Below are 26,186 nucleotides of genomic sequence, written 5' to 3'. Positions count from 1 at the left end.
CTAAGTAACGAGCGATTGCCCGTCATAGACGGAATTTCGTTACCGACTCGACGAGCCACGCCGCCTGCTGCCTCAAACTCTCGGCGGCGGCGGCGCTTTCCTCGACGAGCGCCGCATTCTGCTGCGTGGTCTGATCCATCTGTCCGACAGCGGCCACCACCTGCTGGACGCCAACGCTTTGCTCGGCGCTGGCCCGGCTGATCTCGCCGACGACGGCCGTCACGCGATGAATTGCCTCGACTATACGGCTCATCGTCGCTCCCGCCTCGCCGGCAAGCGTCGAGCCTGACTCCACGCGCGCGACACTGTCCACGATCAGCGCCTGGATTTCCTTCGCGGCATGTGCGCTGCGCTGCGCGAGCCCGCGCACTTCGCTGGCAACGACCGCAAAGCCGCGGCCCTGCTCCCCCGCGCGCGCCGCTTCCACGGCCGCATTGATTGCGAGAATATTGGTTTGCGCGGCGATGCCTTCGATCACGCCGATAATGTCCGCGATCTTGCGCGCACTTTCGTCGATGCCCTTCATGGTCTCGACAACCTGATTGACGACCTTGCCCCCCTGCGCCGCGATCGACGAAGCACCCGTGGCCAGCTCGCGCGCCGCGTGCGCGTTTTCGGCGTTCTGCCGTATGGTCGCGCTGAACTGCTCCATCGACGCTGCGGTTTCCTGCAGCGCGCTAGCCTGCAATTCCGTGCGCTGGCTCAGATCGGCGTTGCCTGAAGCAATCTGCGTAGAGCCGGTCGCGATCGCCTCGCTGCCATTACGCACCTGCTCGACGATCCCGGTGAGCGAGTTGACCATCGTGCGCATCGCGGCCATGAGGCTCTCGGTGTCGCCTGGCCGCACATGCAGGTCGATATCGAGCTTGCCTGTGGCGATCTCGCGCGCGGCGGCACGCGCATCGTCCGGCTCGCCGCCAAGCTTGCGCGTGATCGTGCGCGAGAACATGACCGCGCCGGCCACCCCCGCCAGCACGGTAAGCGCCATCGCAACGACGCTGGCAAGCATCGCGCGACGCTGCAGGCTTTTCGCTCGCGCGGCTGCGGCGGTGGTCTGCTCGACGATCCTGGCGCCGGTCTCGCGCAGCAGGATCACCGGCTCGCGATCGAGGCCATCCATCGCGAGGTCGCCGACCGCCGTGTCGTAACCCGAGGCCTTGAAGCGGTCGATCGCTTTGCGGTACGCGGCGCCCATTTGCGCATGCAACGCATTGAAACGCTCGATCTTCGTGCGCGCCTCGCCTGGCGGCAGTTCACGCGCGAGCGCCTGGGTCGTGCCCTGACACGCCTCTTCGAACTTCTGGAACGCGATCCAGTACTTGTCGAACTGGGCAGGATTCTTCCCGCGCAGCACGATGTCCTTGCCGTTTTGCACCTGGTTCTTGAACGCAACCATCGCCTCGGATACCTGGCGCGCCTGTGCGCCGTCCACGCCGATCAGGCGTGCGTACGCATCTGCCGCGCTGTTCATTTCGGCGATACCGAATACGCCCGCCGCCGACGCGGCCAGCAGCGCGGCGCCCAACGCCAGCGGGAGTTGATGGACCAGCTTCATGACCACCCCGAGCTTGCTGTTCTATTAGGAGTTCGAATAACAATGGATACGCGGGTCTGCGTATCCCGGCAAGGGCGGCGCGTCGCACCGCCCCTCACGTCATTTCACGAACGCAATGGCGACCGGCGTCGGCACTTCGGCCGACTGCCCGGTGTCCGACACCAGGCCCGTGGCGGTATCGATGCCGAAGACGTTGACCTTGCCGCTGCGCTGGTTGGCGACGAGCAGCCACTTGCCCGACGCATCGATCCCGAAGCCCCACGGCTTCTCGCCGCCCGACGACGTGCGTTGAATCTGCGTCAGCTCGCCCGACGCCTGGTCGACGCGGTACACGATCAGCGCGTTTTCGGCGCGATTCTCCACATAGACGAAACGCCCGTCGGCGCTCACGGCCACTTCGGCTCCGCTCTTCACGCCCTGGAATTCGGGGCTCGTGGTCTCTACCGTTTGCACGAGCGTCAACTGTCCTTGCGAGGCGTCCCAGTGCAGCACCATGATCTGCGCGCTCAGTTCGGTCAGCAGATAAACGTACTTCCCGCTCGCACCGAATGCCAGATGGCGCGGACCGCTGCCCGGCGGCAAGACGAACTGGTGCGCGCTCGCGCCGTCAGCGGGCGTGAGCGTGCGCGTGGCGCGATCGAAGCCATACACGAAAACGCGATCCGCGCCGAGATCCGGCACGAGCGCGTAGTGGCCCGAGGGGTCGACCACGGCGTTGTGCGCATGCGCGCTCGCCTGCCGGCGCGTCGGGCCCGAACCCGTCTCCTTGACCGTCGAGGTGCGGGCGCCGAGACTGCCGTCGTGATTCACGGCGACGCTCGATACAGAACCGCCGCCATAGTTGGCCGCCAGCAGCGTCATCGAGGGCAGGTCCAGCGAGAGGTTCGTGGTCCCGCTGCCGCCCGTTGCGACTTCGTTGATTCTGGCGAGCATGCCGCTCTCGCGATCGACGGCATAGGCGGTCACGCTGCCTTCGCGCGAGTTGTCGTCATCGACTGCGTAGAGCACCGGCAGCCGCGGGTTGGTCGTGACCCACGTCGAGCGCGGGCCCGCGCCCACCGCGCCGATCATCGTGAGCTTGCCGCTCGACGTATCGAAGCGCAGCGCCCGCATCTCGCGCTCCTGCGTGCCCACATAAACGAGTTCGGTTGGCGCTCCGGCCGCGGGTGTCGTGGCGCTGCCAGGCGCACTGTGAAAAGCAGTCGAGAGCACGAGCGGAATGAACGCCGCCGTCATTCGGCGCCGCAGGGCAAAACGCTTGGGGAAGCACTGAACCATAGTCGGTGAACGGACGCAATATGAGTGTTATTGTGCGAGCCCCCCGGCACGCGGCCAGGCTGCGTGCGGCGGACTGCGGCGGCGAGCGGCGTCTCCGGGCCGCTCACGCGCTCGCGACGCCACGATGAGGGCGTCAAGGGCGCCCGTGCGTGACGGGCGCCCGCAAGGCAAGCGCGCAGATCAAGCGTAGCGGATGCATGCGCGCGTGTCCCTGCACAAAAGGAGGGTTCGCCAGCACTTTTCTGATGCGCACCCTTATTGCGCCACGCATTGGGGCGCAAACGAGCGACAGTGGGCGTGGCGGGACTCGCTACTGCGTTTGGGCCCGGGCCGTAACGCGGAACTGGCTTGGCGTATCGCCGACTTCGCGGCGGAAAAACCGCGTGAAATAGGCGGCATCCGCAAAGCCGAGGCCGAAGGCGATCTGCTCGACCGACATTTCGCCGAAGATGAGATTGCGCTTCGCCTCGGTAATGATGCGCGCACGGATCATCTTCGTAGGGCTCTGCTCACCGGCCGACGCGCAAGCCGCACGCAGTTGCACGAGGGACACCGCCATCATCGACGCATAGTCCTGCAGCGCCAGGTCCTCGCGATAGTGCTGGTCGATCAGCTTGCGGAAACGGTCGACGAGCCTGACGTTATTGCGCGTTTCGCCTTCGCTGCCGGGCTGGTCCAGGCGCGCCTCGCGCACGAGCATGAGCAGCAGCGTCGTGAGCAAGGCCTCGGTGCCGATCACGTGGCCAACAGCACTGGATTCCGACTCCTGCTTGAGGCTTTGCACCATGCTGTAGAACTGCTCGCCGCCGTCGGCCATCTCGCCGAGCGGGATCATGCGCGGCGACGTCCACAGTTGAATGAAGTCCCGCAGTTTCCCGTTCACCTGCGCCAGATATGCCACTTCGATCGTCACTACCCAGCGGTCCACGTCGATCTCGTAGTCGAGGCCATGCACGCATTCGGTCGGCAACAGCAGCGCGCATGGCGCTTCGAACGGGACTGCGCTGCCTTCGAGATTCATCACGCCGCGGCCGCTGCGCACGAAGATGACCTGGCCATAGGCGGGGTGCGCGTGGGGTTCGGTGCGCCAGCGGCCCCGGTCGGTCACGTGCCCGACGTGCACGAACCAGTTTTGTCTCTCGGGCCGTTCAACGTACAAGCGGACTTTGGGTACGGTGGTTCGCTTCAATCTGGCTTTGCCGTCGCGGTGGCGTGGGTCATTAGCCATGGCGGTGTGTGTCATAAAGTCTCCTTGGCGGCCGGGTCGGGCCGGTCGCCATTGAAATTCAGAGTTCGCGCCCTGGTTTTCCGGCACGAGTGTCCGCCTGAATTTCATTTTTTTCTGGACGAAGGTACGACGTCTTCATCCGGCGCATGGAATGGACAATATATCGCAAGCCAGGGTGACCGGACAAAAGCACAACGATGATACGCGAACGCTAGGGCACGTTCAGCGCGGCCGACACAACGGAGGGGACGCTCGATCGTTGTCGAGACAACAAGATGCGCAACAGGCGTCTTGCGCAAAGGCGGAGATTTTTTCATACCTTCGGGCAAACCGCGACCTGCGGCTTACCCGAATCCGGGCACGCGTGGGCTGGCACCCGCGCCGCCATCATCAGAACGTATGGACGAGACCGAGCACCACGCCGCGCGTGTCGGCGCCCGGCGCGCCCGCGACGCCGCCATACGCGGTTCCGTTGAGCGTGAACTGGGCCTTGTTGCGGTTCTGGATAAAGCCGGCCGACGCATACAGCGTGGTCGCCTTCGAGAAGTAATACTCGTAATTCAGGCCGATTTGCTGGGCGTTGTTGCCGTTCCCGGTGCGGTCGTGCGCATAGCCGTAAAGCAGCGCGACCTGGTTGGCCGGATCGATGCGGTACGACGTGGAGGCTTCGTAGACGTCGCGCTTGACGCTGTTATCGGTCTGCCGCTCCGTGTGATACGCGAGATAGAAGCGGGCCGCGCCAACGCCGAGCGACGCACCAGCATTGAACACTTTCAGCGTCGACGTGCCTGCCGCATTCGCAGCCTGCTCGTAGCCGGCCGCCGCGCGGAACGTCCCGTTCGTATAGCGCACGGCCGCGTTATAGAACTGCAGTCCGTTGCTCGGCTTGGTTGTCGAGTCGCGCATTGCAACCATGAACTGCGCGGTCAGCCCATAAACCGTTGGGGTGAAATACGAAACTGCATTGTTGACCCGAACGGTGAGGCTGTTGAAGTTGTTCATCGGCGAAGCGATGCTCATGACCGCGAGCGGATCGAGCTCGGGGTTCATGAAAATGTACTGTGGCGTGTTTTGCAGGCCGAAGCGCGTTTCACCGAATGCGCCCGAAAATCCCACCCAGGCCTGACGATTGAAGGCTTCAGCCGCATTCGACGCGGCTCCCGTCACACCGTTAAAACCCTGTTCGAGCTGGAAATTGACGTGAATGCCACCGCCAATGTCCTCGCTGCCTTTCAAGCCATAGCGGCTCGCAAAGAGACCACCCGAAACCGCGCGCACCACGGAACCCGAGCCGGCGTTCTGATATTCGATCCCATTGTCGATGACGCCATACAGCGTGACGGACGACTGCGCATGCGCCACGTTGATACAACACGCGGCGGCCACGCCCGACAAGGAAATCACTGACCTTTCCATTCTGTCTCCATGATGAAATTTTATTGGTTTAACTCCCGTCTTTAATGGCACGGGTTAGAGAATCCGCATGTTTGCGCATTCGATACTGCAGATCGATCGATCGTTCGTATACCTGATTGATTGAAGAAACCAAAGGCACGGAACGAGCGAATTCGCGCAATACGCTCGCGTCGTCACTCGCGCTGAACGTGGCGTTCCATGCGAGAAGCGTCGAGATAAATCGGGAATAGAGCTTGATGGAACCGTGCTAGACCAGCGCGCGGCGATGCGAAGCAGAAGGCGTATGCGCGCGGCGGCGCGGCGCCAAAGAAGATACCCACAGCCAGAGGATTCTTTCCGGTCAACGCTGTCTCCTTTTCGGACTTCGCTTCTCGATGACCAGGGATAAACACCTGGCCGTGGAGGGCGCGGTCTGTCTTGTGGATCAAGCGTAGGGGACGATGGCGCGCGCGTCCCTACACAAAACGCAGGTTCGCTTGCATTTTTTCAAGCGCGCGCCGGCTTCGAACACGGTTGCGCCGAAAAAACTTTCGTCGCGTCAGCAAAAAGTGCCAGCGAATCTCATTTTTGTGTAGAGGCAAGCGCCAACGCGCCACTTATATTCCTGACCACCGTAACAGCGTTTTCCTGTGCCGGATGGTTCAACCATGCAGCCAGGGCGGGCGGTGCGACCGAATCGGCAGTCGCCATGCGGCTACGCGCCCCGGTCGAAGACATCAACATAAATAGAGTCTGGATGGAGACATGAAAAGCCTAACGCTAGCCTTGCGTGCGCCTGCTCTTGGCGCTGCCCTGTTTTGCTGCCTGGCGCAGTTCGCCCACGCCGAGGTCTTTACCGCACCGAACTCTTCCGCGCCGCCAGAGCGCCAGGAAGTCCCGAACGGCGCCGCACCGCCCCAAACCGTCGGCCAGGCCGACGAACCGCCCGCCATCTGGAACGACACGTTCATCGGCTATCGCTGGGGCACCGACTTTCACTATCCCGGCATCGATTCGACGGTGATGCAGAACATCGGCTACCTCACGACAATCGGCGGATTCCGGTTCGGCAGCTACGCGTTCAACGTCGATTACCTCGTGTCGAACGCGGCCAATCCGGAATCGGGCGGTCCGCAAAGCGGCGGCGCGCAAGAGGTGTATAGCGTCGGGCGCGTCCAGTTCAGCGCCGGCAAGATCTTCGGCCGCTATCTCGGCATTGGCCCGATTCGCGACTACGGCTTGACGGTCGGCTATGAGTTCGGCGTGAAGAACGACGCCTACTCCGAGCGTGCGCGCATGCTCGTGGTCGGGCCGACGGTCGAATTCGCGATCCCGCATGGCTACTGGAACCTCACGGCCGGCATACGCACGGAAAGCAATCACAACGGCATCTCGGGCGTCGACGTGCGCTTCAACACCGCATGGCACGTGGAGAGTTCGTGGCTTTATCCGTTCCGCGTCGGCCCCGTGCCGCTCATGTTCCGCGGCTTCGCGAGCGTGACCGGACCGAAGGGACGCGACGGCTTCGGCGTGGAAACCACGACCGAGTTCCTCACGCGCATGGCGCTGCTCGCCGACCTCGGCTCGTTCGCGGGGCATCCGCGTGTTCTGTACGCCGGTCTGGGCTACGAGTACTGGTATCACATGTACGGCACGCCGACACACGCGGCCCCGGGAACCATCACTTCGGTGCCGATGCTCCAGGCTGAAATTCACTTCTGATCCGTTTGCCTCGCGAAAGCGGCTATGGGCGACCCGTCTCGCGGGTTGCGCATGGCCGCTTGATGCGTTTTAGGGTGCAGCTTTTTTAATCCCTAGCGCGGCGCCTGGAGACGCCGGATGCATCGACACGCGATTTCGGGTTGTTCCCTTCCTTTGGAGTACTGATGCAGATTCAAGACCATAGCGCCGCGCACATCCACACGACCGTTACGGCGTCAGCCTACATCGCCGACGACTGGGCCCAGTCTTCCGCTCGCACGCGTGCGTTGCTGTTGCGCGCGCTGGCCAGCGCGCTCGACATCGAGCGCGAGACGCTCGTACGCATCGCCGCCGAGGAAACCTCGCTCGGCAGCGCGCGGCTGCATGGCGAAATCGACCGTACGCGCTTTCAGCTCAATGGCTTCGCCGATTACGTCGAGGCGGGCCATGCGTTCGCCCTGACCGACGACCCGGCGCTTGCCGAAGCTCCGCCCGCCGGACGTCCACACCTGAGCCGCGTGCGTATCCCGCTCGGCCCGGTCGCGATGTTCTCCGCCAGCAACTTTCCGTTCGCGTTCTCGGTGCTCGGCGGGGACACCGCCTCCGCACTGGCGGCGGGCTGCCCTGTTGTCGTCAAGGCGCATCCGGGCCACCCGAAGCTCTCGCGCAAGGTGTTCGAACTCGCGCGCGCGGTCATCGCCGGGCAGGGACTCTCCGCCGCGCTGTTAGGCATGGTGGAAGGTGCGGGCATCGAGGTGGGCACCGAACTGGTCAATCACCCCGACATCGCGGCCGTGGCGTTCACGGGCTCGTTCAAGGGCGGCGCGGCGCTGTGGCGTCTCGCGAATGCGCGGGCGCGGCCCATTGCGTTCTATGGCGAGCTGGGCTCGATCAACCCGGTCGTCGCGCTGCCGGCCGCGCTCGCCACCCAGGCGCAGGCGCTCGCGCAAACGCTCGCGGCGTCGATCGAATTCGGCTGCGGCCAGGTCTGCACGAGCCCGGGCCTCGTCGTCCTGTTCGAAGGCGCGGATGCGCAACGCTTCGAAGATACGCTGCGCGACGAACTGCGCGAAAAGCCGACGCATCGCATGCTCACCCCCGCCATGAAGCGCACTTTCGACGCGGGCGTGGCGCGCCTGCTCGGCACACCTGGCGTGCAGACCCTGCTCGCCGGCAGCGCCGATCACGATGAAACGGCGCCGCCACGCCCGGTGCTCGCGCGCACGAGCGCGAAGCACTTTATCGCCACGCCCGCGCTGCACGAAGAGATTTTCGGCCCTGCCTGCCTGATCGTGCGCGTGGGTTCGACCGATGAAATCGTCGACGTGCTGGGCGCGATCGGCGGCAGCCTGACCGTGACGTTGTGGGGCGCGGACGAGGACACGCCCGACGTGCGCCGCGTCGCGCGCCGCGCCACGCAGATCGCGGGGCGCGTGCTCTTTAGCGGCGTGCCGACCGGTGTGGCCGTGACGCGCAGTCAGCAGCATGGCGGCCCGTGGCCCGCATCGACGCAACCGTTCACGACCTCGGTCGGCTACGAAGCGCTGGAGCGCTTTCTGCGGCCGGTCGCGCTGCAGAGCGCCCCCGCGTGGCTCAGCGCACGCGCCGGGCAACCCTGTTGAGAACGCGCGGCATGGCATTGGAAAACTGACTGACTGGACGAGTACGGTCGCCGCCAACCGTTCCATTGCAGCGGTGCGGCGACCGCGCCCCGTTCCCGAGATACCGCAAAGGAGGCGCAACGCCAATGGACACCTGCCAGGTCAAACAGCCAGCAGCCGAGAACCCGTGGAGCATTCTGATCCTGCTCTCACTCGGCCTGCTGATTTCGTTTGTCGATCGCACGAGCTTGTCGGCCGCGCTCGCGGACAAAACCTTCGTGCACGAGTTTTCGCTGTCGAGCGTGCAGCGCGGCTGGCTCAATTCGGCGGTGTTCTGGTCCTATGGGCTCGCACAGATGCCCATGGGCTGGATCGTCGACCGCTACGGCGTGAAGCGGCCCTACTCGATCTGCTTCGTGATCTGGTGCCTCGCGGCGGCGGCCACGGGGCTCGTCACGACGCTTTCCGCGCTGATCGTCATGCGCCTGCTGATCGGTCTCGCCGAAGCCATCGTTGTGCCCGCAACCTATCGCTACCTCGCGAACCACTTCGAGGAAACCCAGAAAGGCACAGCGCTTGGCATCTTTTCGATTGGCGGCAAGATGGGCCCCGCGCTCGGCGCACCCATTGCGGCGTGGATGATCGTCGCGTATTCGTGGAAGGCGATGTTCGTCGTGACAGGGCTCGTCGGCCTTGTGTGGATGGTGCCCTGGCTCATCATGGTCAAGAACGACTACCCCTCGCGCGAGGAATTGACGGCGGCCGTGAGGCGCGCTTCGTCCGTGCCGCTTCGCAATCTGCTCGCGAGCCCCGTGGTGTGGGGCGGCCTGGTCAACAACTTCTGCTACAGCTATTTCGCGTTCTATTGCATGACCTGGATGCCGGCCTATCTGGTCGAGCAGCGCGGCCTCTCGCTGGAGAAGTCCGGCATTTATACGTTTTTCAGTTTCGCCGGCATTGCGCTTGTCGCCGCTTTCGCGGGTTGGTTGGCAGACCGTATGATCGCGCGCGGCAAAGACGCCGTTGTCGTGCGCAAAGCGTTTATCTTCGCGGGATTCATTGGCGGCACGACGGTGCTGCTCGGCGCGTACACACGCTCGCCTGGCATGGCGCTTTTCTGGAACGTGCTCTCGCTGTCGCTCCTGGGCCTCGCGACCGCCAATAATCTGGCGCTGTGCAAGCTCACGCTGATTCCCAAGCCCGCCGTCGGGTTGAACACCGGGCTGCAGCAGGTCGCCACCAGTCTCGCGGGCGGTGTTTCCGCCAGCTTGTCTGGATGGTTGCTTTATGTTGGCAAGGGCGATTACACACTTGCCATGATGGCTGTCTTCGTTTTCTTGCTGCTGGGTGCAACGAGCACGATGGTGCTGATGCGGCGGAAGTGGGCGCCGAAGGTCAACGACACCGCCGGCAGCCATTAAAAACGGTTCTTCACAGTTGGCTTCAGTCATTGGCGCAGCCGGGCCTATTCCGCGTTCACGGATACCAGCGTTCGATCTCCCATACGGTCTCTATGACTTGACGCAGGAATGCCGCCGTGCCGATTTCCTTGAGGAACTCACCTAACCGGCCGACGATTTCGATGAATTCGCGGCGCGGCGCGAAGGCCCCCAAGGTCGCCATGGTTACCATGAAGCGCCAGCGAACGGGCTGCTCCAGCGCCAGCACACCTGCGATGAAAGAGTTGAATATATCGTCTTCGCCGCGCGTGAAATCGGCGGCGGCCAGTTGCGTGATCGCCTGGCCAACGAGGTCGCCGATGTCTTCTCTGAACTCCTGGGCAAGGTCCGGCAAAACGAGGAGGAGCAATGCGGTGACCGTCGATCGGGTTCGGTCGATGATCTGCTCGTCCGGATGCTCGCGGAGCAGTTCCGCTAACGTTTTGATGCGTTCACCGACGCTCTGCGCATCGAGTTCTCCGATCAATTTTGCGTAAAGGGCACCACTCTCTTCTGGCAGCAATACTCGTCTTGCGGCCATCACGCATTTCGCGACCGCGGTGAGGTCACCGGCGTCGGGTGGCGCCTCTTGCGCCGATTCGAGCGACAGCACGGCTTCGCGACGCGCGCGGCGCGAAGCCTCCTCGTTAAGCCTGGCCGACTCCAGCAACGCAAACAAAATGCCAGCGCGCTCCACGGGCCGCTCAATTCCCAGAGCGATTTCCAGCAGCTTGTGCGCCACCGCGCCGGCCTCGCAGTCCCATGTCCGAATTGCACGAGCCAATCGCAGGGTACTCTGGGCGACAATCGAAGCGCTGCGCGGGTCCTTGGCCCGGTCCCGGGCCTGAAGTGCGCCGAGTTCCTCGAGCAGAGGTTCAAGCTCTGATAGCCGGATCGCGTCAATGGTCAGCGCCTCCACCACCAGAACGCGCAATGCGAGGCTATTCGTCTCCAGGCTTTTCGCCCGTTGCGCGACGCGGGTTAGCTGTTCGCTGGACATCGAATGCAAGGCAGCCAATGCCTCTTCATCCCAGTCGTACTTGCTTTGCTCCGCCACTGCAGCGATCGCCTCAGGCAATTCATCGGCGATTCTCGTGTGCTGTGCGAAACGCGGCGCGAGTGCCACGACAGCCGTCAAACGATCGGCGGCCGGCATGGCGGACACGGCATCGAGGGCTGCTGACAACGCCGGTTCGGGCAGAGAAGGGGCCAACGCGCGGACCCAGGCCACCGCATTGGATCCGGCCGCGTTGATGACCCTCAGAAAATCGTCCGTGGCCATGACCGGCGCAAGGACTCTGAGCACTTCGGTTTTGTCGCCCGTAATGCTCACATCGAGAAGCCAACGAATAGCGCGGCCATACAACTGCGCGCGGTCGTCCGGCAAGTGCCGCGACGCGGCGGCCTCCAGGAACACCACTGTGGCACCGTCGGCGATATTCATGCGCGCGTTCACGAGCGAGCGGACCTCGCTCGTCGTGACTCGATCCCATCGCGCTTCGGCGATCAAGTCCTCGGGCGCGCACGGATAGCGGATAGCGGCACGCTCAATTCCTTGCCCCGAAAGCCGCTTAAGCAGCGCCTCGACGAAATCGGCGTCGACTGCGGGCGATTGCAGCAGTTTCACGATCTCGTCGGCTAGGGTGTCCGGTGCGGCTATCAAAAGCGCCTTGATAATCGAAGCCATTCGAGGCTGTCCCGACGGATCCTTCTCGGGAACAAGGTCTATGCGATAAATGATCTCGGCCAACGCGATACGGGCATCCTCCGCACCGAGAAAAGGCAGCATGGCGATAAGCGCTTCGAGCCGCGCCGGCGTGGGTGCCAGTTGCAGCACAGCCATGAGCGACGCGCTCGATGGCACTCGTGAAGTATCGGCGGTCCAGTGCGCTTGCGACGAGAAGTCGTCTTTCATGGTTACGCTCGTCTCGTACCTGGCGATCGATTCGATTCTCGCGAGTGCGTCGCAGCGCAACTGAGGATCCGCGCGCCGCCCCACTTCGTACAGCGTCTCCATCTTGTTCTCGTCGAGGAAGTAAACATAAGGGAACGCGAGATACAACACGTCTCGCAGCCGATGCTCCGGCAAACGCGGCGCGACCTGTGCCTCGAGCGCCTTGTATCCCGCCGTTTTCCCTTCGACGATCATGTCGAAAATCCGCTCGACCCACGATTCGGGCAAATCGCTGAGCAGCGTGCGAAGCGTTTTTTTCGCGTCATAGCTGTTGAGGCTCGCCGCGAGAGAATCGAACGTTGCCTGTTCGACGTTGTTCCGGTCTTGCGGGGCGAGGCTCGGCCATGCGCGCATGAGCGCCTGTATACCGGGCAGGTTTTTCGCCTTTAACAGTTCTTGCAAATCGTCCGAAGAGAGTTCCCCTCCGCTTTGGTATTTCCGCATCCGCACCTTGAGCTGGGCGGCGCTCCGTTCCTCCGGGTCATCCAGCCTGGCCGCCGTTTTGATCGCCTCTACGAAAAGCGCCTCGCGCGCGTCAGGCGGCGCATGCTCGGCAACGCCGGCCAGCGCTTCTGCGCGCTCCTTCGGCTCGTATCGCATGCGCGCCATCGTGGTCGCCGTGTGCAAGGTCAGCACGCCCGTTCGCACTGCCGCCGCGAGGAGTTCATCCGGCACGTTGGAGCCGCGCGCGAGATGCGACGAGAGTATGAGCGTGCAGCGCACGAGCACGCCCAATGCCGCGACGGACTGCGCACCGAGCGCGACCGTACGCGCCTGCCGGAGCACTTCGAGGACGTCACGCGCGAATCCTTCCGCGCCGTCCTCGACTTCATCCCACGCACGCCGCCAACCGTCGCGCGTAAGCGCCTCCCAGTCGTCGAGCGTGGCGTGAGCCTGCTTGAGGTGGAGAAAATAGAAACTCAGCAAGTAAAACGGCACGTCCGCAGGCGCGCGCGTGCCGTCGTTGACCTCGCGCACCACACGCCGGCCCCATTCGACGAACGCCTGCTCCGCAGCACCGATCCACGGTCCCAGTTGCAGGTATTCCTCGCGCACGTATATGCCGAACTTGGGATGCGCGAACGCATAGCCGTGCTCCGCACCGTCGCCTACGATGAACCGTTGGATCGGCTCCAGCGTGTCCGCGTCGATGAAGGCGTCGCCGGCGATCACGCCGGGAACGAGGCCGGCGAGATCGTCGTGCCGCAAGGGTCCGGCGGACACCGAGAGTATCGCAAGGCATGCCTTGATCAATTTATCGTCGAACGTTCGTTTCGATGCATCCCAGACGCTACGCTGCAGGCGCATCCAGCCGCCGAAATAAGCCGCGAAACCGGGCGTCGCTTTACTGAGGCTATCGACGTCGGTGAGACGGCCTTGTTTCTGCTCCTCCAGCACATCGCTGACGTAAAGCTGGAGCAGGAGGGGATCGCCGCCGCTCAGGCGATACAGTTCGTCGCGCAAGTCCTCGAGGTAGTTGGCGGGGCCGGCGATCGCGACCGCTCGCAACAGCTCGTGCACATCGTCGCGCCCAAGCGCACCGAGTCGCATGCGCTCGACTTTGGCGCGCTCGCTGGTCCAGCCGACGCGCTGCTCCCAGTCCTGCGCATCGGTGTTCGCCATCTCGCGTGCCGACACGACGATGCGCAGATTTGCGCGCGGCTTCGACGGCAGCACCGTGGTGTCGAGTTGCCAGCCGGTCGCCTCGTCGAGGCCGTCGAGCACCACCACGCATGACGGCGCCTTATCCGGCCACGCGTAAAGCCATTCCATGACGGTGTCGCGATAGAACTGCGCCGGATCGCCAGCGGGAATCGGCAGCTGCGCATCGAGCATCGACGCGAGCGCATGCGCAAGCGCGCCGAAGAAGACATCGGGGCGATTGGTTTCATAACGAATGGAGATCGGCACGAACACGACCGACCACGCCGCGCGATCCAGCGAGTCGATCCAGTGCACCAGCAGCGCGCTCTTTCCGCGGGCCGCAGGGGCGGTCAGCAGCAAATTGCGCGGTGCCTTGGGATCGGCGAGCCAGTGGTCGAGCGCGGCAAGCTCGCCATTTCTGCCGCCGAAGGGCATGGGCGCATCCGAGTCGCCCAGGTAAGAGTCGATAAAACGGAGAATCCGCCCGCGATAGTGGCTGGGTACGGCCTGAATGCCGAAGACAACCGTGAGATCTCCGCCGATAGTGGTGCGCGCTACGGAGACGGCGACGGGCACAGCGGCCCCGTCCTGCGGCTCATTCAGTTTTTTTTTTGGAGGCGCCGATGCCGGCCTTGACGTTTTCGATCGTGACGTCGCCGCGCATGTCGGTGTCGTGCACCTTGACGCCGTCGCCGCTCGACTCGATTTCCTTCAGGTTGAGGTTATTACCCTTGAGCCGGACGATCTCGACGCCAACAACGCGTTGCTGCTCCGGCGTGAGACGCTCCAGCAGTTCGTTCAATTCGCGCGTCAACCGCGCCACTTCGGGGTCTGCGTCGGCGCCGACCTTGGTGATGGCTGCCGACACCACGTCCTTCTGCCGGTCGTCCGACGGATCTTCCTCTAATGAATCGATCGCGCCCTTGCGACCCGTGCGGTCGATGATTGCATCCTTGAGCTTGCCGTAGGCGGTCTTGACGGCATCGGAACCGATGTCCTTCATTGACGCCAATGCGCCAGCAGCCAGCGCGCTCACGATCGTTGTGACGATTTCCATGTCCTGTTCTCCAGGGGCGAGTGCCAGGCAATCGACATGCATCCGGCGTTGTACGCGCAGGAGTAAAACAATCTATCTTTTCGCCTACAGGCCGTCAATTGGTGAATCCGGTTTGGCCATTCGCCAAGTGCTGGACAATGGAATCATGTTTACTAACGTCTACACGAGGGCTTCAAATAGCCGGTCATACGCGTTGCGCCTGAAACGCTCTACCTTGCCCAAACCGACCGCTTCCACGGAAAGTTGCGAAGAACGAAAAAAAGCACCGCGCCCAGACGCGGTGCTTTTTCAATATCTGCCTGACCTTAAAAAACAGCCTTACTGTTTGGGAATATAAAGCGGCATCGAATCTTCCCACAGCGTGTCCGTAATCGCATGCCGATCGCTGCCATCCGCATTCATCACCCAGTTCTGGCCGTCGGGCTGGAACGTGTCGTCATAGAGCGAAAGCTCGTCGCGGAAGCCATATTCTCCGGAGCTGTACGCAATGCGGCCGTCCCACGTCCAGGTCGCGTGGGCCTGGTTCGAACCCTGCGGCGTCAAACGCTTCGCATCCGTGCCGTCCGGATTGATCGTGTACACGTCGTAGTGGAACTTGTTGGGGTCGTTCGGATTGACCTCCTTGCGCGTGAACACGATCTTCTTGCCGTCCGGCGACCAGCCGGGCAGATTGTCCGGCTCGGTGGTCAGGACCGTGGTCTTGTGCGTCTCCAGGTCGAGAACGCGCAGGCCGTTGTCCGTGTCGCTCCACACGCGGTAGACGATCTTCGTGCCATCAGGTGAATAGCTCGGGAAGCCCGCGTTCTCCTTGCCGTCGGTCAGCACCTCCGGCTTGCCGTCCATGCTGCCGTCGGCCTTGATCCGCATGATCTGGCCCGGCATGTGGTTGCGCGTGAAGAACCAGCCGCCTACACCGAAGGCCACCCATTGCTTGTCCGGCGACCAGGTCGGCTGGAATGCGCCGGCCAGTCCCATCTTGATCAGCTTCGGATCGAGGCCGCTCGTCATCGGGTCGTAGATATGGCGCGCATCGCTGAAGTCGGCATTCGCCACCACGATCGACGAGCCGACCGCCTTTTCCGTGTACACGAGCGACTTGCCGTCGCGCGAGAGTTGCGGGAACACATCGACGAAACGATAGTTCCATTGCGGGTCGAAACTGTAGAGCGGCGTGCCGTTCGGGTGGAACGGCCTGCCGTACACCACCTTTTCGTAGACGACCTTCTTGCCGTCCGCGGAATAATGCGGCGAGCGAATGCCGCTGCCCGGCGTGGCACGCGACGCACCGTCCGTTGTATAGAGGCCTTCCTGCTCGCCGTTCTTGATGTGATACGCGACGTCGGTCGCGCCCACATATTGCGGGAATACCTTGAATCCCGGCGTGTTCGTCAGATCCTTGCGCTCGCCGGTGGCCACATCCACTTCCACGATCTGCGAGCTGACCTTGCCGATGGCCTCGGGGCGGTGCGCGCCCCAGGTCGATTCGACCGGGGTTTCGTAGAACACCACGTGCTTGCCGTCCGCCGACCACGAAGGCGAGCCCTCGGCGAAGCCTGCGTGCGCGGTAATCTGCTTGAAGCCCGTGCCGTCCGGATGGATCTCGTAGATGCTGCTCTCCTGGGTGCGCTCCCAGCCGACCGGCAGGTTGTGGCCGCGCCAGTCAGTGCCGATATCGGACGACAGCGCAATCCATTTGCCATCCGGCGACCACGAAGGACGGAAGAAACTGTGCGGCTTGTTCGGGTCGAACCGGATATTGCCGGTCACGTTGTGCAGCGCGCCGGTCTTGATGTTGAGCGTCCAGATGTTGGTCGTGCCGTAAGTGGACTTGCCACGGCGCGACGACACGAACGCGATCACATTCGGATTGGCCGGGTTGTAGACCGCGCCGTCGCTAATGCCGACCCAGTCCGTCAAACGTTGCAGGCCCGTGCCGTCCACACGCACGCGATAGAGGCTGGCGTGACCGAGACCGTCACGCTCCGAGGTGAACACGATCCATTTGCCATCCGGCGAAAACGAACCGTGATAGTCGAAACCGTCGGACGGAATCAGCCGGTGCTCGTCGCTGCCGTCGGCATTGGCGACATAGAGTTCCGAGGTCGTCGGGCCGATGCGATAAATCAGCAAGTCGCCCTTGGTCGCGGTGGCCGCGCCCGCTACCGGTACGAACGCGGCGACGGCGGCTATCGAGGCGATGGCGAGGCAGGACAGAACACTCTTTTTCAACTGAAGCGAGGGACGCACAATACTAGTCTCCATTTTTTTGTTCGCATCACAGCAATCTTTTAACCGTCGACCGGTATTCCGGCCGACGCACACACGCATTAACCGAGGCTGCCGGTCACATCGTCGAACAGTTCATCCACCGAAAGCCGGTGCGGAATGATCTTCTGGTCGAGCGCCCAGTCGATGGCGAGCTGGATGCCCTTGCGGTTCGCTTCGAGCCCGATCGGCGGGAACACGGCCGGCACGCCGCCTTCCGTTTGCGCGCGGCTTTCCGCGATCATGCGGTAAATCTCGCGCACGATGTCCGGTCGTTCCTTCGACACCCGCTCGTGTACGACGAACATATGGTTGATCGGCACCACGCCTTCGCGCGCGAACCACGTCTTCGCCGCCGCCTGCGCGTCGGGCACGAGCGTGCGCACGCGCGGGTCCTTCGGCATGTCTTCGCCGAGGAGTGCGGCGGCGAGTTCGCCGTCGAGCATCATCTGCGGAATCGACGAACCTGCGGGCAAGCGCCGGCAGTTGTTCGGATCGCTGTATTCGGCGAGGTGGCCGTCGCCGAGCGTCATCCACGTGACCTTGTCGAGATCCACGCCATATTCGTGGCGCAGGATGCCGCGAATCCACAGCGCCGTGGTCTGGCTATAGGTCCGCACGCCGACCTTCTTGCCCTCGATGTCCTTGGGGTCGAGATGCCCGAAGTCGATGTTGAAGCCCGCGCAATGATGCTGGAAGCGGCCCGAGATCGGCGTGGGCAGCAGCACATAGGGCTTGCCGTAAGCCTTGGCCTGCAGGAACGTGACGATCGCGAGTTCGCCCGCGTCGAAAGCATTCTCGCGCACCATCGCCTTGAAGCCGTTGTGGGCAGGCGTGGGGCCGCAAAAATCTAGCGTAACGATATCCGATTTTACCCGGCCGTCGCGCAGGGCCTTTGTTACCGCATATTCGGCCAGATTGGTGCGCAGCGTCGGCACCCCGGTCAGCGTAGTCATTGATGCCACTCCTTGTGCATGATTGGCTGATACTGCTTGTTCAATTTCATCAGGATTACAGACGAACTTCGATCAGGCACGGTCCCGGCTCGCGCACCGAGTCGGTCATCGCCTTGTGGAAAGCTTCGGCCGTGTCCACCGCGACCGAGCGCACGCCCATGCTTGTGGCCATGGCCTGCCAGTCGATGCGCGGACGATCGATGTCGATCATCGAGAGAGCGCGCTCGCCCGGCGTGCCTGCACCCATGTTCGCGTACTCGGCCTTGAGAATCGCATAGCTGTTGTTCGCGAAGATGATCGTCGTGACGTTCAGGTTCTCGCGCGCCTGAGTCCACAGCGACTGAATCGTGTACATCGCGCTGCCGTCGCCGACCATGCAGAACACGCGCCGGTCCGGGCACGCGAGCGCGGCGCCGGTCGCGACAGGCGTGGCATAGCCGATCGAGCCGCCCATGTTGTTGATGAGGTCGTGGGGCGCCGCGCCCATCGTGTAGCCCATCGTCTCGCGGCCCGTCGTGAGCGACTCGTCGACCACGATGCAGTTTTCGGGCAACGCCGCGGCGAGCGCATGCGCGATGCTCACCGGATTGAGCGCGCCGGTCGGCGCCGCCGTTTCGACGCGCGGCTGCACGAGCGGCGCCGTCGCATTGGCGCCTAGTGCTTCGAGCAGCATTTCGAACGCGAGCGCGCTGTCCTCGTCGGCCTCGACGAGCGGATGCACGAGCGTGCCCTCTTCCTTGAGTAGACTCGGCTTGTCGGGGTAGCTGAAGAACGCGACCGGCTCGCTCGTCTCGACCGTAATGATGTGCTTGAAGTCCTTCAAAAACGCACGCGCGGGCGCAACCGCATACGGAATGCGCGCGAGCGGCACGCGCCCCGCGCCGCGTTCGATGCGCGCGGTGAAGAACTGCGAGCCCAGCCGCGCGCCAGTGGCGACCGCCACCTTGCCCGCGCGTTCGAGTGCGAGGCCGCGCGTGGACTTGTTGCCGAGAATGATCAATGCGGGCTCGCCCGAGCGCAGCACACGCGCCACGTGCTCGATGCGCGCGGCGTCGGGCGTCCTGCGCGCGGCCGTTTCGCGCGGCGGCACAATCGTCGTGCCCGCTTCGCGCCACGACGTGTCGCCCGGCAGAATCAGCGTCGCGATCTGGCCCGGATGCTCCGAGGCCTTGTCCACTGCTTTCGCGGCGTCCCAGGCAATCGCGCGCGCGGAGTCGGCGCGGCGCACCCAGTGGCTCAGCGGCCGCGCGAGTCCTTCGATATCCGAAGTCAGCGGCGGATCGTACTTCAAATGCGAGGTCGAATGTTCGCCGATGATGTTGACCATCCCCGACGATGCGCGCTTCGCGTTATGGATGTTCGCGAGCCCGTTGGCGAGACCCGGCCCCAGATGCAGCAGCGTGGAGGCCGGCGTGTCCTTCATGCGATACCAGCCGTCCGCGGCGCCCGTCGCCACGCCCTCGAAAAGGCACAGCACGCTGCGCATCTTCGGGTTCTCGAGCGCGGCGAGAAAGTGCATTTCCGACGTGCCCGGATTGGCGAAACAGATGTCGACGCCCCGATCGACGAGCGTAGCAACGAGGCTTTCTGCACCGTTCATTTAGTACCCTGCCATCTCGCGCGCGAGGCCCACGACACCGTAGCTGCGCGACGGCGCCGACATCAGCATGCGGTAACCTTCCTCGATCAGGCGCTTGTGATTCTTCGCCGTGACGTGCGGATGGCCCACCACGACGTTGTGCTTGTGGCAGGTCTCGACGATCTTGCGCATCGCGTCGATCACGATGGGGTTTTCGTAGTCGCGCGGGCAGCCCAGTTCCTGGCTCAGGTCGCCTTCGCCAATCAGGATGAAGCCGATGCCGGGCACGTTCGCGAGAATGTCGTCGAGGTTCTCGATCGCCTGGGTGCTCTCGCACATCAGGCCGACGAGAATTTCGCCCTGCGGCGCGAGCGGCCACACGTCGGCCTTCTTGTAGTAGTCGGCCATGCTCAAGCCCCAGTAACGCGAGGCGTTGGCCGGGCCGTCGCCGCGCACGCCCTTCGGCTCGTACAGCGGCGCGCCCTTCGGACGCGCATAGCGGCACGAGGCCACGGCGTTATAGGCCTGTTCGACCGTCGCAACGTGCGGCCAGATCACACCGTAAGCGCCGCGATCGAGCACCTGCTTCGCAAACGACTGATTCATCTCCACGCCGTTGGCGGGAATGCGTGCGATCGGCGTCACACGCGGGGCGACCGAGCCCGACTCGGCAATCTGCTTGCGGCTCAGCATGTATTGCAGCGCGTCGCCGAGCGCGGCCACGTCATAGGGGTTGTGCTCCATCTCGAAGACGATGCCTTCATACGGCGCGTCGCTCATTTCGATGGCGTTTTGCTTGTCGAGCTTCGAGAACGCGGTGAAGGCCGGCTTGCCGGATTCGAACGCGCGAATGATGCTGTTCAGACGGGTGTCGCTCATGATCTTTTCTCTCGTTGAATTAGGTGGAATCCGGCTCAGTCGGCTTTCCAGTACATGAAGCCCATGCCCTCGCCGGTTCCGGCGGGCGTGCGCCAGCACGGCACGTAGTCGACGAGCGTCATCTCGGCGCCGGTTTCCTGCAGCGACTTCATCACGCTCGCGTAGAGCTTGATTTCCGAGGTGCCCGACTGGTAGGAGCGGTTGTCCACGGCGGCGAGGCCGTCGTAGTCGTACTCGGCCAGCATCTTCATGATGCGGTGATCGAATTCCTCGTCGTTGACGAAGTGGGACAGACCGCCCGATGCGAAGATGCCGACGCGCACATCCTCGGGCCACGCCTCTATGGCATCGCGCAGCACTTCGCCGAACTCGATGCAGCGCGACATGGAGGGCTGCGTCGGCGGGTAGAAGCAGTTCATGATGACCGGCACATGCGGCGGCGGGTTGTCGCCCATGATCTGGTGGTAGACGAAGCTATAGGCGTGCGGCACCACCGGATACTCGGGCAGCGGCTTCATCCACACGTTATCGGGCCACGCGAACAGATCGGTCAGGTCGAAGCCCTCATTCTGGAAACGCTCGACCAGATACGTCGCGAGCTGCGGATGGCACTTGTGCGTGACGTGGTGGTCGGGCGCGTAGACCGCGCGCTGGGGCGGTCCGTTGTGGACTTCCTCGCCGGTGTAGATGGCGATCGACGGCGAGAAGTCGGTGAAGATCTCCTTCTGGTCCTTGCCGAGAATGATCGCGACATCGATGCGCGCTTCGCGATAGGCGGCGGCCATCTTGTCGAGCGCCGCACGGCAGCGGGCGGCGCGCGCGGTGCGCTCCTCCATCGTCAGGAAGGGTTCGAACGCCGCTTTACGATGCGCTTCGAGTTCCGGGTAGGTCCACGTGCGGTTCTGGAACCACAGTTCCGGGTTGTTGCGGTCCCGCTCGCCGTTCTTTAGCCAGTCCTCCGGCGCCTGCCCGAGCATGCCGCTGTGCGGCACGGCCATTCCGAATACGATCTTCGCCATGTGTGATTTCCAGTCAATTACCACCGGCCGCGCCGGTTGCCTAAAATTGGGTGCTTCTTGAAGTGATTTATTACTTCGGAATACATATCAAATCGGCTAGATGCTTCGATCTCATTCGTCTTCGATGTCGCGATGCTCAGGCTTCCTGCAGCGACGCTTTCGGGTCCGAGACCTTCGGCGCCCATTCCGGACGGAACAGCACCGCGGTCGCCGTCGCTCCGATGAGCAGGAAAACGAGGATCACCATCATCGGCAGTACGTAGTTGTGGCTCACGTGCAGCAGCCAGCCCGAGAGACTCGCGGCAACGCCGCCCGCCAGACTCGTCGCGACCTGCTGCACGCCGGTCACAAGACCGATTGCCTGCTTCGGGATCAGCGTGAGGCGCGAGAGCACAAGGTTGTTCGCCGTCGTCATGCCGAGCAGCGAGAGCGACAGCACGTTCCACAACAGCGCGCCTTCGAGTGAATGGGCATACGCGCCGAGCAGCACCGTGCAACCGCCCACGAAGCCCGCGATCGTGAACGACTTGCGCACGAGGATCGCGTTGTAGCCCGCCGCGACGATTCTGTCTGCCGCCCAGCCTGCCACGGCCGCGACAATTGCGATGCCGGCGAAGCTGAAGAACGTGTAGACACCCGAGCGTTCGAGCGACAGCCCGCGCTGCTCGACCAGATACGACGGCATCCAGGTCATGCAATAAAACGTGAAGTAGCCGTAGCAAAAATTCGTGATCATGCCGCCCCAGACCACCGGGCTCGACAGGATGCTCGCGAGCGACACCGTGCGGGCACTGCTGCTCGCTTTCTTCAGCGCGGCGCGCGACGGAAAGTCGTTACGCACCAGCAGCAGCCAGGGCACGAGCCAGAGAAGACCAACCAGCCCCGTCACGATGAACATCATCTTCCACGAATAGTTGACGATGAACCAGGCGCCGACCGGCGCGCCGAATGCCGGACCGAACTTGTTGCCCATGGCGAGGATGCCCACCGCGAGCCCGTTCTGGCTTTCGTCGAAGTTGTTGCGGATCCAGCGGTAGCTCGCCGGAATCACGATCGCCTCGGTCACGCCGACGATCAGGCGCATCACGATCAGACTTTCGAGCGCCGTGACCGCACCCATCAGCGTCGTGGCGATGCACCACAGCGCAAAGCAGATCGCATAGGGCCATTTCACGCCGTAGCGATCCGCCACCCAGCCCATCGGCACCTGGAACACGCCATAGGACCAGAAGAATGCCGCGTTGATCCAGCCGCGATCGACGCTGCTCAGATCGAATCCGTGAATGAAGCCCGGGTCCGCCAGCGCGCTCGAAATGCTCGTGCGGTCGACGAACGAAATCAACACGCCGAGTGCCAGAAGCGCGAGAACGCCCCATCGGCCTGCAGCCGCGCTTCGTCCTGGTTGAGTTGTCTCCATCTGCTTCTTCTTTCTCGATCAAACTCTCTGTTACTCAGCCACCGCGGCACACGCATGCGTCGCGGCGGCTGCCCGGATGCATCGCCTCAGGCCAGCGCCGGATAAAGCGTGAGCGCAGTCTTGCCGAAAATCCACTCGCGGTCCTGCTCGCTCAGGCTCTGCAGACCGGCCTGCGCCGTCGCGAGAATCTCCGAAAGCTTGCCCGGCGACGTCGGAAAATTCGAACCCCATGCCATGCGCTGCGCGCCGAATGCCTCGACCACGCGCGGGAAGAACGTCTCCGCGCTCGCCTTCTCCTTCTTCACATCGCCGAAAATGCGCGGCGTGAGCTTCAGGTAGATGTTCTCGAGCGGCGCCAGGTCGAACAGGCTTTGCGCCTTCGCGTACGGTACACCGTCCGCAACCTCGGGACGGCCGAGGTGATCCAGAATGATACGCACGGTCGGGAAGCGGCGGGCGAGCGTCGTGATCTGCGGCAGGCCGATCGGACCGGTCTGGATGCACATCGGCAGATTGAGTTCGGCGCATAGCTCCCAGGCCGGGAACGAACGCGCGTCGTCGAGCTCGCTCGGATCGAACTCCTTCGTGCTGCCGCCCGTGAACAGGCGCAGGCCGGCGAGACCGCGATCGGTCCACTCGCGGATGCGCTGCGGCGCATCCGGTTGCAGCACGTCCACGGAGCCGACCGCGACAAGACGGTCAGCGTACTTTGCGCAGCCGTCCACGACATAGCTGTTGTCGAAGCCGTAGGTGGTCGACGAATGCACCACCGCGGCCTTGGCGACGCCCGCCTCGTCCATCGCGGCGATCAGCGTCTCGACCGTGGTCGGACGCTCTTTCGACCACTCCGAGCGCGTGCCGAACAGCGGCGCGGGCGGATAGCGCGTTTCGTCGTCCGAGATGATGTGAGGATGAATATCTACGATTTGAGAAGCCATGCGTGCCTCTGTACTTGTCTGTTTCTGCGCGGCTCGCGCCGCGCTTGTTAGCCACACGGGTCAATCGCGCTTACTTGCCGCGCGCTTTCAGGCGGGCGTCGAGGCGCGGATACACGCGGCGTGCGTTGCCTTCGAAGATCTTGTAGCGGTCTTCGTCGTTCAGCGCCGGGCACGCGTCGATATAGCGCTTCGTGTCGTCGAAGTACTGGCCCGTGATCGGGTCCTTGCCGCGCACGGCGCCGATCATTTCGGAACCGAACAGCACGTTGTCGGACGGAATCACCTTCGTGAGCAGCTCGACGCCCGGCTGGTGATACACGCACGAGTCGAAGAAGATATTGTTCAGCAGTCCTTCAAGCGGACGCTCGCGCATTTCCAGCGACATGCCGCGATAACGGCCCCAGTGATATGGCACCGCGCCGCCGCCGTGCGGAATCACGAGACGCAGCGTCGGGAAGTCCTTGAACAGGTCCGACTGCAGAATCTGCATGAAAACCGAGGTATCCGCGTTCAGATAATGCGCGCCCGTGCCGTGAAAACACGGATTGCACGAGGCGGCCACGTGAATCATCGCGGGCACGTCGAGATCGACGAGCGCTTCGTAGAGCGGATACCACTCGCGATCGGTCATCGGCGTGCCGGTCCAGTAGCCGCCCGACGGGTCCGGATTGAGGTTGCAGCCGATGAAGCCCATTTCCTCGACACAACGGCGCAGCTCGGCGATGCTGTTCTTCGGCGCGACGCCCGGCGATTGCGGCAACTGGCACACCGGCGCGAAGTTGTCGGGGTACAGCTCGGTCACGCGGTACACGAGGTTGTTCGACACTTCGGCCCATTCAAGGCTCGTGCGCTCGTTGCCAAGGTGGTGGCTCATGAGGCCCGCGATCGGCGAGAACAACGTAAGGTCGCTGCCACGCTCTTGTTGCAGCTTGAGCTGGCCGTTGCCGATCGCGTCGCGAATCTGGTCGTCGCTCACATGGGCGCCGTCGAGCGACGGCGCGTTAGCCGGGTCGTTGGCAAATTCAACCTGCTTCGCGCGCCAGTTGCGAAACGATGCAGGCACGGTCGTGAAGTGGCCGTGGCAATCGATAATCATGATGTCTCCGTTCGTATCAGCGGGCCAGCGGGTCGACGAAAAGCTCGTCGATCGCCATGCGTCGCGGCGTGAGGCCCTGCTTGAACGCGGTCTGCTCGAGCGCCTCGATCGTCTTCAGGTTTTCCGCGAGGCCATACGGCAGCGGGTCGTTGCCGACGATCTTGCGCAGTGCCAGGTACTTCTTGTCGCCTGCCGTCGTCGCTTCTCCGGCATCGAGGCGGGCGAGCCACTGCTTCTTCGCTTCGGCGAACGCGTCGTAAATCGACTTCGCGATCCACGGATGTTCGGCGAGCACAGAGTCCTTCCCGACGATCGTGCCGTGCATCGGGTAGATGCCGGTGCGCGCGTAGTATTGCGCTTCGAGTTCGGCTGCGTTGGGCAGCAGGTCGGGGTAATCCGCCTCGACTTCCTTCCAGCCGCCCGTGGGCGCGCCGGTGCGGCCGATGCCGGCGGCAGCGGCAAAGCCACCGACCAGTTCGCCGCTGGCCATCATGTCCGCGAGCGACTTGCCCTCCGGCGCGTGAATCACGTTCGAAGGCAGCTTGAGCTGCGTAACGTGCTCTTCGTCGTCCACAACCCACGTCACCTTCGACGAATCGAGCCCGAACTCGTCGATCAGCACCTGGCGCGTCCACACGCCCGTCGTGACCGAGTAGGCGCGCACGCCGACCTTCTTGCCTTCGAGATCCTTCGGGTGGCGAATGCCAGCCTCCGGGCGCACCAGCAGCCCGCTGTGGTGGAAACGGCGCACCACGAAAATCGGCAGTGCGACGAACGGCGCCCCGTAAGCGCGGGCGATGATGTAAGTCGTCGGCGCGAGTTCGCACACGTCGAATTCGACGTCGCGCACCATGCGGCGGAACGCGCCGATTTGCGGCTGTACGGTGACGAATTCTGCGTCCACGCCCTCGATGGGAATGGAACCATTGCGAATGGCCGACGTATGCGGATGCTCAGCGATTGCGATCTTGAGCGGGACTTTCTTGGTCAACATCCTCTCCTTTGGATTGCGCGGCGCGGCTGACCCGATGGATTTCGCTGCGCCGGACGTATCGTCTCGATGGAGTGAGAATAGGGGAGGCGGCAAGCAGCGTCCCTATACAAAACGCACATTCACTGGCACTTTTGTCGAAGCCGCTGCGCTTGAATCCCGTTCGCTGGAAGGCGTTGCGGCCGACACGCGCA

Annotated in this window: 18 protein-coding genes; 3 read left to right on the top strand and 15 right to left on the bottom strand. The window is 63.4% G+C overall.

Translation table 11 applies throughout. The annotated features are described in order from the left end of the window. Window positions 1-22: 22 nt before the first annotated feature. The 4 genes from FAZ97_RS35760 to FAZ97_RS34710 form a co-directional block, all read right to left on the bottom strand. Window positions 23-1,555 carry a methyl-accepting chemotaxis protein gene (locus FAZ97_RS35760; protein WP_158763245.1) on the bottom strand — a complete coding sequence of 511 codons (1,533 nt, stop codon included), beginning with the start codon at window positions 1,553-1,555 and terminating at the stop codon, window positions 23-25. A gap of 99 nt (window positions 1,556-1,654) precedes the next feature. Then, window positions 1,655-2,791: a lactonase family protein gene (locus FAZ97_RS34720; RefSeq protein WP_233271969.1), complete on the bottom strand. Its 1,137-nt coding sequence runs from the start codon at window positions 2,789-2,791 to the stop codon at window positions 1,655-1,657. A gap of 352 nt (window positions 2,792-3,143) precedes the next feature. Next, complete coding sequence (locus FAZ97_RS34715) at window positions 3,144-4,148, bottom strand: helix-turn-helix domain-containing protein (RefSeq protein ID WP_233271968.1); 1,005 nt, start codon at window positions 4,146-4,148, stop codon at window positions 3,144-3,146. A gap of 303 nt (window positions 4,149-4,451) precedes the next feature. Further along, window positions 4,452-5,477 (bottom strand): porin, encoded by a 1,026-nt coding sequence (locus tag FAZ97_RS34710; protein WP_158763243.1) that lies wholly within the window; start codon window positions 5,475-5,477, stop codon window positions 4,452-4,454. A gap of 744 nt (window positions 5,478-6,221) precedes the next feature. On the opposite strand from FAZ97_RS34710, the gene FAZ97_RS34705 reads away from it, so the two are divergent. From FAZ97_RS34705 to FAZ97_RS34695, 3 genes are all read left to right on the top strand, one after another. Further along, entirely contained in the window at window positions 6,222-7,178 is a 957-nt protein-coding gene (locus tag FAZ97_RS34705) for a hypothetical protein (protein WP_158763242.1), read from the top strand. Between the two features lie 164 nt (window positions 7,179-7,342). Beyond that, entirely contained in the window at window positions 7,343-8,779 is a 1,437-nt protein-coding gene (locus tag FAZ97_RS34700) for an aldehyde dehydrogenase (NADP(+)) (RefSeq protein ID WP_158763241.1), read from the top strand. A gap of 125 nt (window positions 8,780-8,904) precedes the next feature. After that, window positions 8,905-10,179, top strand: a complete 1,275-nt coding sequence (locus tag FAZ97_RS34695) for an MFS transporter (RefSeq protein WP_158763240.1) — start codon at window positions 8,905-8,907, stop codon at window positions 10,177-10,179. Between the two features lie 55 nt (window positions 10,180-10,234). On the opposite strand, the gene FAZ97_RS34690 is transcribed toward FAZ97_RS34695, so the two are convergent. The 11 genes from FAZ97_RS34690 to FAZ97_RS34640 all read right to left on the bottom strand — a co-directional run bounded on the left by FAZ97_RS34690 (window position 10,235) and on the right by FAZ97_RS34640 (window position 25,995). After that, complete coding sequence (locus tag FAZ97_RS34690) at window positions 10,235-14,371, bottom strand: hypothetical protein (protein WP_158763239.1); 4,137 nt, start codon at window positions 14,369-14,371, stop codon at window positions 10,235-10,237. Window positions 14,372-14,390: 19 nt separating this feature from the next. Then, window positions 14,391-14,894, bottom strand: a complete 504-nt coding sequence (locus FAZ97_RS34685) for a hypothetical protein (protein ID WP_158763238.1) — start codon at window positions 14,892-14,894, stop codon at window positions 14,391-14,393. Between the two features lie 276 nt (window positions 14,895-15,170). Continuing rightward, window positions 15,171-17,114, bottom strand: coding sequence for a hypothetical protein (locus FAZ97_RS34680; protein WP_233271967.1), 1,944 nt, complete (start codon window positions 17,112-17,114; stop codon window positions 15,171-15,173). Window positions 17,115-17,179: 65 nt separating this feature from the next. Next, on the bottom strand, window positions 17,180-18,073 hold the full coding sequence (locus FAZ97_RS34675; protein ID WP_158763237.1) for a type 2 periplasmic-binding domain-containing protein: 894 nt from the start codon (window positions 18,071-18,073) through the stop codon (window positions 17,180-17,182). Window positions 18,074-18,128: 55 nt separating this feature from the next. Further along, window positions 18,129-19,673 (bottom strand): acetolactate synthase large subunit, encoded by a 1,545-nt coding sequence (locus tag FAZ97_RS34670; RefSeq protein ID WP_158763236.1) that lies wholly within the window; start codon window positions 19,671-19,673, stop codon window positions 18,129-18,131. Next, window positions 19,674-20,531: an HpcH/HpaI aldolase family protein gene (locus FAZ97_RS34665; protein ID WP_158763235.1), complete on the bottom strand. Its 858-nt coding sequence runs from the start codon at window positions 20,529-20,531 to the stop codon at window positions 19,674-19,676. Between the two features lie 35 nt (window positions 20,532-20,566). Continuing rightward, a complete protein-coding gene (locus FAZ97_RS34660; RefSeq protein ID WP_158763234.1) occupies window positions 20,567-21,550 on the bottom strand; it encodes a DODA-type extradiol aromatic ring-opening family dioxygenase in 984 nt (327 codons plus the stop codon). A gap of 136 nt (window positions 21,551-21,686) precedes the next feature. Next, the gene (locus tag FAZ97_RS34655; protein WP_158763233.1) at window positions 21,687-22,967 is read right to left on the bottom strand and encodes an MFS transporter; all 1,281 of its coding nucleotides are present in this window, start codon (window positions 22,965-22,967) and stop codon (window positions 21,687-21,689) included. Window positions 22,968-23,053: 86 nt separating this feature from the next. Continuing rightward, window positions 23,054-23,905: an amidohydrolase family protein gene (locus FAZ97_RS34650; protein ID WP_158763232.1), complete on the bottom strand. Its 852-nt coding sequence runs from the start codon at window positions 23,903-23,905 to the stop codon at window positions 23,054-23,056. A gap of 70 nt (window positions 23,906-23,975) precedes the next feature. After that, entirely contained in the window at window positions 23,976-25,001 is a 1,026-nt protein-coding gene (locus FAZ97_RS34645; protein ID WP_158763231.1) for an amidohydrolase family protein, read from the bottom strand. A 16-nt stretch (window positions 25,002-25,017) separates the two neighbouring features. Beyond that, window positions 25,018-25,995, bottom strand: coding sequence for a PhnD/SsuA/transferrin family substrate-binding protein (locus tag FAZ97_RS34640; protein ID WP_158763230.1), 978 nt, complete (start codon window positions 25,993-25,995; stop codon window positions 25,018-25,020). Between the last annotated feature and the right edge of the window lie 191 nt (window positions 25,996-26,186).

The sequence above is a fragment of the Paraburkholderia acidiphila genome (genome assembly GCF_009789655.1).
Classification (GTDB): domain Bacteria; phylum Pseudomonadota; class Gammaproteobacteria; order Burkholderiales; family Burkholderiaceae; genus Paraburkholderia; species Paraburkholderia acidiphila.
This window is presented reverse-complemented; position numbering and strand designations above follow the sequence as displayed.